The following is a 15168-nucleotide window of genomic DNA, read 5'->3' on the forward strand; positions in this document are numbered from 1 at the left end:
AGAGGGCATGGTGATGGCTCGGAAGCTTGGAGCGCTCAGCCTGCTGCTGATTGGCCTGGCTGGTTGCAGCGGCGTGCCGGATATCGAACGAGCTGAAAAGGCCGCTGCCGCCGGCAACGTACAGGCGGCGCGGGCGCAGCTTGAGGAGTTGGCCCATTTCGGGATCGTTGATGCCCAGGTGGAACTGGGTGACCTGTATGCCGAAGAGGATACCCAGGCTGGTCTGAAAAAGTCGCTGCACTGGTATCGCGAGGCCTCGGAGCAGGGTAGCGACCGGGCCTGGATTCGGCTGGGCAAGATGCTTGCCCGGGAAGGCGAAACCCCGAAGCAGCGTGCGCAAGGTGAGCATTACCTCAAGAAGGCTCTGGCGGAAGGCGATGATAGTGCCCTGATGCCACTGGTTGAACTGTACCTGGCGCATCCGAAGGAATTCCCTCAGGCAAATCCCCGCACCTGGATTGAGCGGGCCCGGTCTGCTGGCGATCCGGCGGGAGATCTGGCCCTGGCGCGCTACTACCTGATGAAAGGCCAGTTGAGCGCCCGGGGTGGTGAGATCGTGTCCCTGTGTGCGCCCATCGCCCAGAGCCATCCCGAATGTTTGATGATCCTGGGCCAGGTCTATCTCGACCAGAACCGCAGTGAAGCGTTTCAGGTGCTCGTCGAGGAAGCCAAGCAAGATTGGCGCGACGGCAATATTGCCGATCGGGATCTTTATCTCTTTGCCCGCTGGATGTCCGAAGACGATCTGCCGAACAAGCAGGTGGCCATTGCGGACGATCTCTACCAGATGCTGACACCGGGCTATGTCCCGGCCATGACCGCGCGTGCGCGGCTGATTATGGACAACACCTACCTGGCAGATTCCGAGGAAGTCGTGAAGTTGCTGGAGGCTTCACGTGCTGCGGGTGACCTGAAAGCGTCGCTGGTACTGGCCCGGGTTTACGAGCGGGGCAGCCTGGTGCCGCTGGATCCGGAAAAGGCCGTGCAGTACGCCATGGAAGCCCGCGACCAATACCCATCGGCCGACTATCTGTTGGGCCGAATCTATAAGCGCGGGTATCTCGGTGAAGCCGAGCCCGAAAAGGCCCGGGACTATTTGCTTCAGGCGGCCCGGCGTGGTTTCCCGAAAGCGGACTACCTGCTCGCGGAAATGTTCTGGGAAGGTCGGGGTATCGCGGTGAATAAGCAGTACGCATGGGCTTTTGCGTTGCTGGCCCTGGAAGGCGGTGTTGAGCGTGGCAAGGATCTGCTTCTGGAAATGGTGCCGGAAATGCCGCGCGTCCTGGAGAAAAACGCCGAAGCGATTGCCAATCGCGAACTGGCTGCCCGGCGCCAACTGGTCGCAGGGCAGAAAGACAAAGCTCAAACGAACGAAAGCCAAGGGAGTTAGAACAAGATGAACATGAACGAAACGACAGGGCTGCGGCCAATGCTCCTGGTTTTGGGCTGTGTTGCTGCCATGCCGGCCGCCGCCCAGGACGGCTCAGAGAATACCGATTACCCGCGACTGTTGGATTCCTCCACCAGTGCCAAGGCCAGTGCCATCAGTGAGGGCGACCGTCGCCTGGGGCTGGATTCGGGCGACCGGAAATCCAATGAGTTAAGTGTGGATGTAAAGCCGGAGTGGGTCTGGCAGTTGTCCGAGCACTGGCGTTCCAAGGTTCGTCTCCAGGGCTTTGCCGCGACCGGCAAGGTGGATGTAAGCGATGAAATCGGCGGTACCGAGACCGACGGTTTTGTCGGCCTTCGTGAAGCTTGGTTGGACTACAACGGCCTGACCAGCTATCCGGGCGCCTCCATCCGTTTTGGTCGTGAGCGTCTGAAAGAAAACACCGGTACCTGGTGGGATGACGACATCACCCTGGCACGCTGGATTTTCGACACCACGCTGCTGAAAACCACGGTCGGGATTGCGGACAAGCTGACCGAAGCCCGCACCGACGTGAACGAAGTACGCAAGCAGGAGCGGGATATTGCACGTTTGTTCGCTTCTACCCAGTGGCAGTGGAAGAAAGATCACTACCTGACCCTGCTGACGACCCACGCCGAACGCTATGGCGACGAGAGCGACCTTGGTCCGGACTCTGACAGTGGAACCCCGGAACGCGTTACCGAATCTCTGACCTGGGTCGGTGTCCGTGCCGATCAGGGCTACTTCGACTGGCATTCCCGCAGCCCGGTCCAGTACCTGGCTTCGTTTGGCGCCGTGGCAGGCGAAGACGCGCGGCTTACCGAAAGTTCGGGTGCCACCAATGGCTATACCCGGGAAGAGCGGGATGTGTCCGGCTGGGCCGCTGATCTGGGTCTGCGTGGCCAGTTGACTGAAAGCCCACGCTGGGTAGTGGGTGCCCACGGGGCGATTGCCTCCGGTGGTAGCTCGGACGGCGAGTCTGACGCCTTTCGCCAGACCCAGTTGGAAAGCAACCGCTCGCGGTTCACCGGCACACGGTCCCAGGTATCGCGGTTTGGCGAGGCGTTCCAGCCTGAATGGAGCAACCTGAAAGTCGCTACGGTTTACACCGCCATTACTGATCGCAACTGGTGGGCGGCCAACCTGCTGTATCACAAGTACTGGCTGGCTGATGCAGCCGGCACCGTGAATTCCGATTTGGTTGAGCCTGGATTCACCGGCGCCAGTGACGATCTGGGGGAGTCGGTGGACATGGTCCTGGGTTACTACGGCGCCGGCACCGAGGGCACCTGGACATCATTTGATGCCCGACTGCGAGCCGGCGTGTTTTTTCCGGGCCAGGCCTACGGCGAAGACGCGGACGATTCCCGGCACCGGGTTGTCCTCGATCTGACCAAGCGTTTCTAGGGAGCAACCATGAGACACCCCTGGTTTGAGATATCAAGGATGGGACTGCTGGCGCTGGCTGCTGTGGTGGCCCTGCTGCCGGCAGTCGCTGACGCCCGCGCAGATCTCGACCTTGCACCGTCGCAGTTTGCGCCGTCTGAAACGGCACCCCAGTTCGAGACCAACGACTATGGCATTGAGCAGGTTTCGGCTGAAGCCCTGACCCGCCCGGACCCGGAACTGCCGGACGTTTCGAAGTACAACGGCGAGGCGGTGGAGCAACGTCTGGCGCAGCGCCCATCGGAGGCGCCGAATGTCAGCGTTGAGCGGATTGCCGGGGTTAGCGCACTGGGGGACTTCGTGGATGAGGGGCGGGCCCGCGAATGGGTAATCCGTCAGTTCTCCCACCCCCAGGCGATTCTGGTTAATAGTGGCAAGGCGACACTGGACGATGTCTATGAGCAGGTTAACGATGCCCGCTACATGGAGCGCAATGACGATGGCTCCTACATCATTCGGCTACCGCTGGTGGTGCGTCCGGGCGCAACCCTGGAAATTCGGGACCAGACCTTGCGCCTGTCCGAGGAACGGGGCGCCTTCATTGCCAATGACAGCTGGCTGTTCGTGATCGACAGCACCATTGTCGGCTGGCGTGAGCAGGCAAAAGGCCCAGCGACGTACCAGGAGAAGTCGAGCTTCCGGCCCTTCTTTGTCGGCTGGGGCGGCAGCGAGACGTTCGTGCTGGGCTCGGAATTTGCCCACCTCGGGTACAACCAGAGTAAGTCTTACGGTTTCTCGATTGCCCAGTACTCCAAATACGACAACGCCAAGCTCAAGCGCTCCGCGCCCCACGCCTGGCTGGTGGATTCCACGTTCCGGGATATCTACTACGGCTTCTACTGCTATGAGGCGGAAGACGTCGCCATCGTCAACAACGTCTATGAAGACAACATTGTTTACGGCATCGACCCCCACGATTATTCCAGCAATCTGCTGATTGCCGGCAACGATGTCTACGGGACCAAGGAAAAACACGGCATCATCATTTCCCGTCAGGTGAACGACAGCTGGATCCTGGACAACCACAGTCATGACAACGGCCTCTCGGGCATTGTGCTGGACCGGCAAAGCCGCAACAACGTGGTCGCCAACAATGTGGTGCACGACAACCAGGGCGATGGCATCGGGCTGTACGAATCGCCGGACAACCTGCTCTGGGGCAACCGACTGATCAACAACCTGCGCAACGGCATCCGGGTGCGCAACAGCACCGATGTGGGCGTGTACCACAACATAGCGGCTTTAAACGGAACCTTCGGTGTGCTTGGTCAGATCAAGGACCTGTCCGAAACTGATCGGGACTTTGAAGAGGATTTCTACCACCAGGCGGTCTCGATGACAGTGGTGGGAGGCAAGCTGGCGGCCAACGCCAGTGGCCCGCTATCGATCGATAACCCTTTATACATCGGACTGTACGACGTCGACATGCGCTTTCCCCGTTCCGACGTGGGTATCCATTTCGATGGTGTGCTGGGGCACTACCAGACCGAGATCTTCGATGCCCTGCTGAACCAGCAACGTGCGGTTCGCTTGCAGCCCACGGCTACCACCGATTGATCAGGACGTTTGCCGGAGACTGACCATGGTTTTTTCATCCAACATCTTTCTGTTCCTGTTTTTACCGGCCTTCCTCGGGTTGTACTACCTGACGCCGTTTCGGCACCGGTCCTGGGTCATCCTGCTGGGCAGTTACTCGTTCTATGCCTGGTGGCGGGTCGATTTCCTGCTGCTGTTCGTGGCCGTTACCCTGTGGAACTACCTGATCGGCCTGGGCATCCACCGGGCGGGGCTGGGTACTGCCCGGGCGCGCAAGTGGGTGGGTATTGGCGTAGCCGGAAACCTTGCCACCCTGGGCTACTTCAAGTACGCCAATTTTGGTGTCGACAGCCTGAACGAGATCTTCCTGTCGCTGGGTTATCAGCCTCTGGATCTGGCCCATATCATCCTGCCCATCGGCATTTCGTTCTACATCTTCCAGGCTATTTCCTATGTGGTGGATGTATATCGGGGCGACACTGAGCCGACCCGGCGTTTCGTGGATTTTGCCGCCTTCATCGCGCTGTTCCCGCAACTGATTGCCGGGCCGGTGCTGCGCTACAAAGACCTGGCGGATCAGTTCACCTATCGCACCCACACCCTCGATAAGTTCGGCGAAGGTGCGGTCCGGTTCATGCAGGGTTTCGTCAAGAAGGTGTTCATTGCCGATTCCATTGCGCCCCTGGCGGATGGCGCCTTCGGACTGGCTGATCCGTCAACGGCCGACGCCTGGCTTGGCATTCTGGCGTACACCGCCCAGCTCTACTTCGACTTCTCCGGATACTCGGACATGGCCATCGGCCTGGGTCTGATGATGGGCTTCCGGTTCCCCGAAAACTTCAATCAGCCCTACATCAGCCAGAGCATTACCGAGTTCTGGCGGCGCTGGCACATCAGTCTGTCGAGCTGGCTGCGGGATTACCTGTACATCCCGCTGGGCGGGAATCGCAACGGCACGGTCAGCACCTACCGCAATTTGTTGCTGACCATGCTGCTGGGCGGCCTTTGGCATGGCGCGAACTGGACCTTCCTGCTGTGGGGTGCGTGGCACGGTGGTTTGCTGGCGGTGGAACGGGCCCTGGGTGTCAGTGGCAGTGCCCGACAGTTCCGGGTCAGCCGCTGGGTGATGACCTTCGTGTTCATCATGCTGGGTTGGGTGACCTTCCGGGCTGCCAGCATTGACGAGGCCTTCGGGTTTTACCAGGCGCTGTTCAGTTTTGATGGTCTGGGCCTCAGTGCCGCCTATATGCAGGACATCCGGGGACTGAATCTGGCCATTCTGGTGCTGGCCTATGCCGTGGTTCTGGTGATGGGGCTGCGGGACCGCCTGCAGTGGTCGTTCGATACCGCCATCGTGGGCCGCCTGCGTGCAGCCCTGCCGGTGGTGCTGGTGCCGGTGTTCCTGCTGACGGTTCTGAAACTGTCGGCGGAAAGCTTTTCACCGTTTCTCTACTTCCAGTTTTGAGGGGCTCCATGATCACCACATCACGAAAAATCACCGCCTGTGTGTTCATCGCCATTGTCTTGGGCCTGGGTGTGATGTCGCTGCGGTCGCTTGGCGACTACAGCCCGAAGGGCAGCCAGGACCAGGGGCTGGACCCGGTTAACGGCGAGTTGGCCCGCGACGTTGAAAGTCACTACGACGACGGTTTTCCGGTCCGGGAGCTGGGCACCAATTTATGGGCCGCAATCAACTACACCCTGTTCCGGGAGGGCCGGCCTGGTGTCACCGTGGGCGAACAAGGCTGGCTGTTTACCGATGAAGAGCTGTTCCTTGGCGCCGAAACCCCGGCCGTGATCGACCGGAATCTGGAACGGGTTCAGGCGGTGGCCGAGCACCTTCGGTCTGAAGGCGTGCCGCTGGCGTTGCTGGTGGTGCCGTCCAAGGCCCGGCTGTATTCGGAAAAGCTGGGAGACCTGCAGCCGGTTCCGGAGATGCGGGCTCTGTATCAGCGGTTTCTCACACAGATGCAACCGGCACCGGTGGTGGCGCCCGATCTGTTGCCGAATCTGGCGGATGCCCGGTTCAAGGGCACCCAGGTGTTCCTGCGCACCGATACCCACTGGACACCGGCCGGTGCGGATGTGTTTGCCCGCTCAGCGGCGACGGCAATCCAGCAGGCTTTTTCAGGGCAGGCCTGGGGCGACACCGAGTTCAAGACGTCGCTGGGGGAAACCCGGAAGCACGAAGGCGACCTGCTGACCTATCTGCCCCTGGAGCCTCTTTTCCCTGATCTTGGGCCAGATCCTGAGACCGTGACTGAGCGCTCAACCGCGCCAGCGGATGACGGAAGCACTTCGGTCGAGAGTCTGTTTGCGGAAACAACGGCGGACGTGGTTCTGGTAGGTACCAGCTACAGCGCCAACCCGTTGTGGGATTTTCCAGGTGCCCTGAAACGCCATCTCGGTCGCGATCTCATCAATGTGTCCGACGAGGGCCAGGGGCCTTTTCAACCAATGACCGAGTACCTGCGGTCCGATGAATTCCGGAATCACCCACCTGAACTTGTGATTTGGGAATTTCCCGAGCGCTACCTGGCCCAGCCGGTGCAATCAGAGGCCACGCTGGCCTGGTTCGAGCGTCGGGAAAACCTGTTGGCCCAGGGCAGTGGCCCGGGCCGGCCATCCATGCAATGAGGAGTAAAGCCATGAACCTATTGACGAAAACTGCAGTGACCCTTCTGCTCAGCCTGCTGTTTCCAGTGTTCGGTCAGGCCGGTGAGGACGCCCTCTACGCCGCCGATGCGCCCGACGGCGCCACCTTTATCCGCGTGGTGAACGCCGATGTGAACGGCAACATTCCCCAGGCCGAAATCGGCGGCAAGGCCATCAAGGACATTGAGCCACTGGCGGCCAGCCCCTACATCCATCTTCCGGCCGGCACCTACCAGCTGGAAGTGGGCGACCAGGCGGCACCGATCACCATGGAAAAGGATCGCTTCTACACCGCGGTGGTGCTGGATTCCGGTGAGCTGGAAATCCTGCCGGACAAGTCCTTCAAGAACCCGCGCAAGGCCCTGATTTCCTTCTATAACCTGACCGACGACAGCGGCATCAGCCTGAAAACGGCCAACGGCAAGGTGTCGGTGATCGAGCCAGTTGACTCCCTGAGTGTCGCCAACCGGGAAATCAACGCGGTCAAGGTATCGCTTGGAGCCTTTGCTGGTGGCGAAGCGCTTGCCAGCACCTCTCCGGTGAATCTGCAGCGCGGCACGGTATTCAGCTTTTTCATCATGGATGTGGGCGGAAGCCCCCGACTGGTGGTGGCTGAAAACCAGGTCGATACCTCGATTTGATCACCGACATACAGCGGCAAAGCGTTCCGGATTTATGAATCTCATGGGGAATAGTGCAATGACATGGTTGAGTACGAGGGCAGGTAGCGTGATGCGGCGGGCCGGTGGTTCGCTGACCCTGGTGTTGGGTGGTCTAGGCGTCAATGCCGCGATGGCGGCCGAGCTTCCGGAGTACGAAGTACAACCTCGTAACCGACTGTGCCAGTTGGCATCGCATTCGTTCGCCTACGACACCAGCTATCTGAAGAACTTCAATGTACTGGTGCAGGGGCGCGACGGCTGGCTGTTCCGTTCTGAGGCCGAACTGCCAGAGCAGTTTGGCCCCAGCGCCGAAGGTCTTCGTCATCTGGAACGCTTCGCCCGCTATCTCAAGGAAAGCGCAGGCTCGGAGCTGGTGCTGGTGTTCCAGCCCACCAAGGGCCTGGTGCACCCGGACAAACTGGCAGACAACGCCGCGGTGGATTTTTCCTGGTCCTATGCCCGTAGCAGCTATCTCGACGCGCTCGCGAAGTTTCGTCAGGCCGGCCTGGTCGTGCCGGACATGGGACCGCTGCTGCGTGAGTCGGATAGGGAGGACGCCTATTATTTCAAGCGGGACCACCACTGGACACCCTATGGAGCGCGTCGCACTGCTCGCATCGTCGCCGACCGTATTCGCCAGATGCCGGTGTTCCAGTCACTGCCGACGCAGGAGTTCGAGACCCGTCGCACTGGGCTGATTCGCAAGGATGGTTCCTTGCAGGATGCTGCCCGCCGAATCTGTGGCCAGGCCTGGCCGTCCCAGTATGTCGATGAGTTCCGCACCAACCCCGGTGGCGGCATCGACGGTGACGAACAAAGCGCCCTGTTCGGCGACGAGGGACTGCCTCCCATCACTTTGGTGGGCACCAGTAACAGTAAAGGTGCTCAGGATTACAACTTCGTCGGCGCACTGCAGGAATTTCTGGGCGTGGAAGTTCTGAACGTGGCGGTAGCCGGCGGCAGTTACGACGGCTCCATGTTCGAGTACCTGATGTCGGACAGTTTCCAGCAGTCGCCGCCGGAGGTCATTGTCTGGGAAATTCCCGCCTACCACACCCTGGACAGTGCCGAGTTCTACCGACAGGTAGTGCCGATGGTCAGCCACGGCTGCCAGGGCCGCGAGCCGGTGCTGGAGCACACGTCGCCGGTGACGGCCGGCACCAACGAGGTGTTGTACAACGGCGGCGGGAAATTCCTGGAGTTGCCCAGTAACGAGTACCTGGTGGATCTGCAGTTCAGCGATCCGTCCGTGAAAGAAGTGGACGCTTTCATCTGGTACGTCTTTGGCCGCAAGGATCGGGTCGATCTGGAGTACGGCAATCGGGTCGAAACCACCGGCAGGTTTATGTTCGAGCTGCCCTCGGGGCAGAGCTGGAATGACGAGTTGTTTATGTCCCTGGATCTGGAGCTTGAGCCGGAACAGGTCAGCGAAGGCCTGACCGTGACGGCCAAGGTATGTCGGCGCCAGGACATTTGAAGCAAATCCACCCGTAAATGGGAGTAGGTATGAGGTTCGGATACACCGACAAACTGAAGAAGCCGGGCAGGACACTGCTGTCCACCGCCCTGGTTTCCGTTATTGGCGTGACCTCGGTAGAGGCCGGCCAGTTTCGCGATGAGGGGCTGAGGGCACCGGTCGGCTACTACCAGATTCCGGAAGCGTCCTCGAGTGGCTCCTACGATTGCGAAATCGTGGAGCCACACCGGGGCAGCATGAACTTCACCAGCAAATACCAGGGCAGTGACAACGCCCGCAATGAACTCAATAAGGAGGCATATCAGGCCTATCAGGAGGCGTCGGCCACCATTCGCCGGTTCGAGAAACAAGTGATCGCGACTGCCAACGATTATCAGGTGGATGGTGATGGCCCCGAAGCCCGGGCCTGCCTGATAGACAACCTGAATACCTGGGCCGAGGCCGGCGCGTTGATGCCAGGCGACATCAATCACGTTGGCCAGGCGGTCCGGAAATGGGCGCTGGCTGCGGCAGCTAATGCCTATCTGCGGGTTAAATCCTCGGCCCCGGAAAATGCCCTGGATTCCGCCAAGGTCGCCCGAATTGAGGACTGGTTTGCGCGGGTTGCGGACGGGGTCCGGGATTATTACACCGATCGTGAGCCGCGCAAGGTCAATAACCACGATTATTGGGCGGCCTGGGCCGTGATGGCGTCGGCGGTGGCCACGGACGATTACGGCGACTGGCAATGGTCGTTGGGCAAGTTCGACCAGGCCATGGGCCAGATCGCCTCCGACGGCTACTTGCCGAAAGAGTTGAGCCGGGAGGATCGGGCTCTCGAGTACCACAACTACGCCATGCAGCCGCTGACCCTGATGGCGGTGTTTGCCGAGGTCAACCAGGCCCCGGTGTATGGGCAGTACCAGGAAACCTTCGAGCTGTTGGCCCAGAACGTGGTGGATGGCCTCGAAGATCCGTCCGCGATTGAACGCATCACCGGCCATAGCCAGAAGGTTGAGGGCTTGAGCACCGCCTGGGGGCTGGCATGGATGAGGCCATGGGCGGAAACCTGGGGCCCGCTTCCGGGCATGGAAGGCTTCCTCGCTGAGCATGCTCCGGTCAAAAACACCCGGCTGGGTGGTGACATTGAATTCCTGTACCGCATTGAACCCCGGTGGCCGGCTCAGGGTGAGCCTCATCCGCCGGGCAACGTGCGCATTCAGTATTAAAGAACCCAGAAAAGGTTAGAGAAACCCGACCCCGGCATCAATGCCGGGGCCCTATCAAACGAGAGAAGGAGCAGGATTATGATTCCAGTCATATTGTCGGGTGGTTCCGGTTCACGGCTTTGGCCGCTATCCCGTGAAGCTTATCCCAAACAGTTTCTACCATTGTTGACCCGGGACAGCATGTTCCAGCAGACCCTGGCGCGGTTGCCTAAGGACAAGGTCGAGGCACCGGTGGTGGTCGCCAATGAGGAACACCGGTTTATTGTAAAGGAACAGCTGGATGCCATCGGCCTGAAGCCTCAGACCATGTTGCTGGAGCCATTCGGGCGTAACACCGCCCCGGCCGTTGCCATGGCGGCTATCCAGATTGCCCGCCGGGATCCGACCAGCATCATGCTGGTGCTGCCGGCAGACCACGACATCAGCGAAACCAAGCCATTTCACGATGCCATTGCCAAGGGCATAGAGGTTGCCCAGGAAGGTGCTTTGGTGCTATTCGGCACTACGCCGGATCGCCCGGAAACCGGCTATGGCTATGTCTCGGCGGCCGGCGCTGAGGAGGATCCAAATGGTCCCCGGCCAGTGCAGAAGTTCATCGAGAAGCCGGACGAAGCCACAGCCCAGCGTCTGCTGGACGAAGGCGGCTATTACTGGAACAGCGGCATGTTCATGTTCCGGGCCGATGCCTACCTTCGGGAGCTGAAGACCCACAGCCGTGATATCTACGACACCGCGCTGCTGGCCGCTAAAAATCTGGAAGCCGACATGGACTTCTGTCGCATCCCACCGGAGATTTTCGAGCATTGCCCGGATGATTCCATCGATTATGCGGTGATGGAAAAAACCACCCGGGCCATGCTGGTGCCGCTGGATGCCGGCTGGAGCGACGTGGGGGCCTGGAGCTCATTGTGGGACATCAGCGACAAAGATGAGCAGGACAACGCGGTGTTTGGTGATGCTTGCCTCGAAGACAGTTCCGGTTGCCTGATTCATGCCCCGGATAAACTGGTGGCCATGATTGGTGTCGACAATCTGGTGGTGGTCGACACCAAAGATGCCCTGATGGTGGCTCATCGCGATCGGGTCCAGGAGATCAAAGGCGTGGTCAACAAGCTGAAGGCGGAATCACGTCCGGAAACCCGGGTACACCGCGAGGTGTTCAGGCCCTGGGGTAGCTATGACAGCATCGACATGGGCAACCGGTTCCAGGTGAAGCACATCACCGTGAAGCCGGGCGAGAAGCTGTCGTTGCAAAAGCACCACCACCGAGCCGAGCACTGGATCATCGTGCGTGGCACGGCGGAGGTAACCCGTGACGACGAAACCTTCCTGCTGTCGGAGAACGAATCCACCTACATCCCAATCGGCGCGGTGCACCGTCTGTTCAACCCCGGGAAAATCCCGCTCGAACTGATCGAAGTGCAATCTGGCGCCTACCTGGGTGAGGACGACATTGAACGCCTGGATGACCGTTACGGCCGCACCGAAGCGGTCCAGGACAAGGAAAGGGACAAGCAAAGCGACGAGAAAAAGGAAGACGACATCCCGGTGATGATGAACCGGGCGTGATGACCGGCAGACCCGGGGACCGGACGCCGGTCCGCGGGTCTGTCCCAGGTTTCATGAATTAAGGAGAACTCTGGTGGATTATAACTGCTTTAAAGCCTACGACATCCGTGGCCGGGTGCCCGATCAACTGAACCCGGAAATGGCCGAGCGAATCGGCCGAGCCTACGTCGCTGTGACTGGTGCCCGCAAGGTCGCCGTCGGTTACGACATTCGTCTGTCCAGTCCGCAGATTGCCGATGCCCTGAATCAGGGATTGATGGCGGCCGGGGCGGACGTCTACAGCATTGGCCTGTGCGGCACGGAACAGATTTATTTTGCGACCAGCCATTTTGGGCTGGACGGCGGCATCATGGTGACGGCCAGTCACAATCCGAAGGACTACAACGGTATGAAGTTGGTGGGGCCGGGTGCACGGCCGATCAGTTCTGATAATGGCCTGACCGATATCCGTGACGGTGCCCAGCAGTCCCTGCCGGATGCCGATGAACCCGGGACGCTACGCAGCCTGGAAGTGACCGGACCCTACATTGAACACTTGTTGGGTTACGTCGACCGGGACAGTCTCAAGCCCCTGAAAATCGTGGTTAACGCCGGCAACGGCGGCGCCGGTGAGGTGATCGATGCGCTGGAGCCGTATTTGCCATTCGAGTTCTACAAAGTACACCACAAAGCCGATGGTACCTTCCCCAATGGCGTTCCCAATCCACTGCTGGAGGAAAACCGCTCGGCCACGGCTATGGCGGTGCTGGCCAGTGATGCAACCATGGGTATTGCGTGGGACGGGGACTACGACCGCTGCTTCTTCTTCGACGAGAGGGGCCGGTTTATCGAGGGCTACTACATTGTCGGCCTGCTCGCTGACCAGTTCCTGCGTAAGCAGGGCGGCGGCAAGGTGATCCACGACCCGCGGCTGGTCTGGAATACCAGGGAGCTGGTGTCAGCAGCCAAGGGCACAGCGGTGGAGAGCAAAACCGGGCATGCCTTCATTAAGCAGCGCATGCGCGAGGAAGATGCCCTCTACGGCGGTGAAATGAGTGCCCACCACTATTTTCGGGATTTCTCGTACTGCGACAGCGGCATGATTCCCTGGTTGTTGGTGGCCGAGCGGCTGAGCCAGTCCGGTCAGACACTGTCGGCGCTTATCGATGCCCGGATTGAGGCATTTCCCGCCAGTGGCGAAATCAACCGCACGGTGGATGACCCGGCCGTCGTGATCGAGGCCATCGAAGAGATTTATTTGCGGGACGCACTGTCGCTGAACCACATTGACGGGCTGAGCATGGAGTTCGACAACTGGCGCTTTAACCTGCGCATGTCGAACACCGAGCCAGTCATTCGTCTGAACGTGGAAAGCCGTGCTGATCAGGCGTTGATGGAAGAGCGGACCGAGACCCTGCTGGAACAGATCCAGCAGCTGTCGAAGCCCATCCGCGGGCCGCGGGAAGCGGTCACCCTGTAGCTGTGCCGCTGGTGTGCCAGGAGGTTGCCAGGCTCAGACGATCGGGCCCGGCTCCAGTTGCACGTGCTGAGTGTCGTCGGAGATGCCGACGACACCATCCTGAATGGTGATTTGTAGAGACATGCTGCGGTGGGCCAATGTCGTCAGCGCATCGGTGGCTTCCTGCGGCAGGTTGACGATGGTCAGGTTGTCGAACCGGCTGAGCTTATTGTGATGCTTTTCCCACCACAGGGGCACCGCGCGGCCGCCGTAGGTGTACAGAATGACCTGTCTGGCACGGTTACAGGCCTTGCGCAGCCTGCCCTCCTCGGGCAAGCCCAATTCAATCCACAGCTCGATCTCGTCGCTCAGGCTTTTCTGCCATAACTCGGGTTCATCATCGGTGCTCAGGCCCTTGGTGAACTCAAGATGTTCGCCTGCGTTCAGGGCGAACGCCAGTAGCCGGATCATCATCCGCTCGTCGGTTTCGGACGGGTGTTGGGCAATAGTCAGGTGATGATCGGCGTAGTAGTGCCGGTCCATGTCGGCGATGTTCAGTGTGGCTTTGTAGATGGTTGCTTTGAGCGCCATGAAAAGTCCGGATTGGTGTCTTGCTATCAGTATGCGCTAGTGTAGTGCAAATCTGTCCTGATAAGCATGACGACCTCTCAATGTTGCGTGGTTTCCTGATTCTGGTTCTGTTTTTCCTGCTCGGCGAGGCGCTGCGGCTGGTGTTCGTGTTGCCAATCAGTGGTGGCGTGCTGGGCATGATCCTCATTACGCTTACCCTGATGCTGCAGGGTAGGGTCAGCAATGAGCTGGCAACCGCCAGTCAGGGCCTGATCTCGGTCTTGGTTCTGCTGATCATGCCCGGTGTGGTCGGGGCCTTTTTCACCGTCAGCCAGTACCAGGAACAGTGGCTGGCAGTGATTGCCGCGCTCCTGCTTGGCACCGTCCTGAGTGTGCTGAGCACGCTCTTGCTGATGCGAGCACTGGTGCGGACCGGCCAGCGGAGTAGGTTGGGTGAGGGCGGGGCGGATGACTGACCTGCTTACCCGTGTGCTTGCCCTTCCAGAGACCCTGTCGGCCACGCCGATACTAGCGATCGGCCTGACCCTGAGTGCGTTTTTCATCGGCAATTGGCTGTTTCGCCGCCTCGGCCAGCCGCTGTGGCTGCCACCGGTGGTGTTGTCGGCGGTGGCGCTGGCTCTCATCATTGCCCTGTTACCACTGGAGTATGACCGCTATCGTGACGGCGCCCAGTGGCTGATGCTGTTGCTGGGGCCGGCGACGGTCGCCCTCGGCATTCCCCTGTATCAACAGATGCATCATATCCGGGCCTTGTGGCGGCCCATTGTCTGCACCTTACCGCTGGCGGCCACCCTGGCGTCGGTGTACGCGCTGGTAATTGCCTGGGCTCTGGGTGCGACCCCGGAGGTGCTGGCCTCGCTGGCGCCCAAGTCGGTCACCGCCCCGATTGCTATTGGCATAACCGAACAACTCGGTGGTGCCGTACCCCTGATGATGGGTGGGCTGCTGGTCACTGGTGTGCTCGCTACACTGTTTGTTGACCTGCTGGCAGGGCCGTTGGGAATAGAAGACGAACGTATCCTCGGCTTTGCCCTCGGTCTGAACGGTCATGCCATTGGCACCGCCCGGGCCTTCGAAATCAGCCATACCGCCGGCGCCTTTGCGTCTCTGGGTATGGGGCTGACAGGTGTCTTTACCGCGTTAATTCTTCCCCTGATTTGGCGTCTGGTCTAGAG

General features: G+C 60.1%; 13 protein-coding genes. 12 read left to right on the plus strand and 1 reads right to left on the minus strand.

The genetic code is table 11. The features are described 5' to 3' along the window. The first annotated feature begins 13 nt into the window (after positions 1-13). From FCS96_RS10175 to FCS96_RS10220, 10 genes are all read left to right on the plus strand, one after another. Positions 14-1390: a tetratricopeptide repeat protein gene (locus FCS96_RS10175; RefSeq protein ID WP_171040728.1), complete on the plus strand. Its 1377-nt coding sequence runs from the start codon at positions 14-16 to the stop codon at positions 1388-1390. Positions 1391-1396: 6 nt separating this feature from the next. Beyond that, entirely contained in the window at positions 1397-2818 is a 1422-nt protein-coding gene (locus FCS96_RS10180) for an alginate export family protein (RefSeq protein ID WP_138440231.1), read from the plus strand. A 9-nt stretch (positions 2819-2827) separates the two neighbouring features. Further along, the gene (locus FCS96_RS10185) at positions 2828-4414 is read left to right on the plus strand and encodes a right-handed parallel beta-helix repeat-containing protein (protein ID WP_228264068.1); all 1587 of its coding nucleotides are present in this window, start codon (positions 2828-2830) and stop codon (positions 4412-4414) included. Between the two features lie 25 nt (positions 4415-4439). Beyond that, complete coding sequence (locus FCS96_RS10190) at positions 4440-5858, plus strand: MBOAT family O-acyltransferase (protein WP_138440232.1); 1419 nt, start codon at positions 4440-4442, stop codon at positions 5856-5858. A gap of 8 nt (positions 5859-5866) precedes the next feature. Next, on the plus strand, positions 5867-7030 hold the full coding sequence (locus tag FCS96_RS10195) for an alginate O-acetyltransferase (RefSeq protein WP_138440233.1): 1164 nt from the start codon (positions 5867-5869) through the stop codon (positions 7028-7030). 11 nt (positions 7031-7041) lie between these two features. Next, a complete protein-coding gene (locus tag FCS96_RS10200) occupies positions 7042-7689 on the plus strand; it encodes an alginate O-acetyltransferase AlgF (RefSeq protein ID WP_171040730.1) in 648 nt (215 codons plus the stop codon). 58 nt (positions 7690-7747) lie between these two features. Then, positions 7748-9187 (plus strand): alginate O-acetyltransferase AlgX-related protein, encoded by a 1440-nt coding sequence (locus FCS96_RS10205; RefSeq protein WP_228264069.1) that lies wholly within the window; start codon positions 7748-7750, stop codon positions 9185-9187. Positions 9188-9216: 29 nt separating this feature from the next. Next, a complete protein-coding gene (locus FCS96_RS10210; RefSeq protein WP_171040732.1) occupies positions 9217-10395 on the plus strand; it encodes an alginate lyase family protein in 1179 nt (392 codons plus the stop codon). Between the two features lie 78 nt (positions 10396-10473). Further along, positions 10474-11964 (plus strand): mannose-1-phosphate guanylyltransferase/mannose-6-phosphate isomerase, encoded by a 1491-nt coding sequence (locus tag FCS96_RS10215; protein ID WP_138440236.1) that lies wholly within the window; start codon positions 10474-10476, stop codon positions 11962-11964. A 73-nt stretch (positions 11965-12037) separates the two neighbouring features. Then, positions 12038-13423 carry a phosphohexomutase domain-containing protein gene (locus FCS96_RS10220; RefSeq protein ID WP_138440237.1) on the plus strand — a complete coding sequence of 462 codons (1386 nt, stop codon included), beginning with the start codon at positions 12038-12040 and terminating at the stop codon, positions 13421-13423. Between the two features lie 33 nt (positions 13424-13456). On the opposite strand, the gene FCS96_RS10225 is transcribed toward FCS96_RS10220, so the two are convergent. After that, positions 13457-13993, minus strand: a complete 537-nt coding sequence (locus tag FCS96_RS10225; RefSeq protein WP_138440238.1) for a YaeQ family protein — start codon at positions 13991-13993, stop codon at positions 13457-13459. An 80-nt stretch (positions 13994-14073) separates the two neighbouring features. Between FCS96_RS10225 and FCS96_RS10230 the strand changes: the two genes are divergently transcribed. Next, positions 14074-14448: a CidA/LrgA family protein gene (locus tag FCS96_RS10230; RefSeq protein WP_138440239.1), complete on the plus strand. Its 375-nt coding sequence runs from the start codon at positions 14074-14076 to the stop codon at positions 14446-14448. Beyond that, positions 14441-15166 carry an LrgB family protein gene (locus tag FCS96_RS10235; protein WP_138440240.1) on the plus strand — a complete coding sequence of 242 codons (726 nt, stop codon included), beginning with the start codon at positions 14441-14443 and terminating at the stop codon, positions 15164-15166. The genes FCS96_RS10230 and FCS96_RS10235 overlap by 8 nt, the downstream gene beginning before the upstream one ends. Positions 15167-15168: the final 2 nt, after the last annotated feature.

The sequence above is a fragment of the Marinobacter alexandrii genome (assembly GCF_005871205.1).
In the GTDB taxonomy this organism is placed as follows: Bacteria; Pseudomonadota; Gammaproteobacteria; order Pseudomonadales; family Oleiphilaceae; genus Marinobacter; species Marinobacter alexandrii.

What these genes read in the sequence shown, in the direction of transcription:
- FCS96_RS10235 (WP_138440240.1), top strand. Translation starts at nt 14,441, where the DNA reads ATGACTGACCTGCTTACCCGTGTGCTTGCCCTTCCAGAGACCCTGTCG.
- FCS96_RS10225 (WP_138440238.1), bottom strand. Translation starts at nt 13,993, where the DNA reads ATGGCGCTCAAAGCAACCATCTACAAAGCCACACTGAACATCGCCGAC.
- FCS96_RS10195 (WP_138440233.1), top strand. Translation starts at nt 5,867, where the DNA reads ATGATCACCACATCACGAAAAATCACCGCCTGTGTGTTCATCGCCATT.
- FCS96_RS10185 (WP_228264068.1), top strand. Translation starts at nt 2,828, where the DNA reads ATGAGACACCCCTGGTTTGAGATATCAAGGATGGGACTGCTGGCGCTG.
- FCS96_RS10230 (WP_138440239.1), top strand. Translation starts at nt 14,074, where the DNA reads ATGTTGCGTGGTTTCCTGATTCTGGTTCTGTTTTTCCTGCTCGGCGAG.
- FCS96_RS10190 (WP_138440232.1), top strand. Translation starts at nt 4,440, where the DNA reads ATGGTTTTTTCATCCAACATCTTTCTGTTCCTGTTTTTACCGGCCTTC.
- FCS96_RS10175 (WP_171040728.1), top strand. Translation starts at nt 14, where the DNA reads ATGGCTCGGAAGCTTGGAGCGCTCAGCCTGCTGCTGATTGGCCTGGCT.
- FCS96_RS10205 (WP_228264069.1), top strand. Translation starts at nt 7,748, where the DNA reads ATGACATGGTTGAGTACGAGGGCAGGTAGCGTGATGCGGCGGGCCGGT.
- FCS96_RS10180 (WP_138440231.1), top strand. Translation starts at nt 1,397, where the DNA reads ATGAACATGAACGAAACGACAGGGCTGCGGCCAATGCTCCTGGTTTTG.
- FCS96_RS10210 (WP_171040732.1), top strand. Translation starts at nt 9,217, where the DNA reads ATGAGGTTCGGATACACCGACAAACTGAAGAAGCCGGGCAGGACACTG.
- FCS96_RS10200 (WP_171040730.1), top strand. Translation starts at nt 7,042, where the DNA reads ATGAACCTATTGACGAAAACTGCAGTGACCCTTCTGCTCAGCCTGCTG.
- FCS96_RS10215 (WP_138440236.1), top strand. Translation starts at nt 10,474, where the DNA reads ATGATTCCAGTCATATTGTCGGGTGGTTCCGGTTCACGGCTTTGGCCG.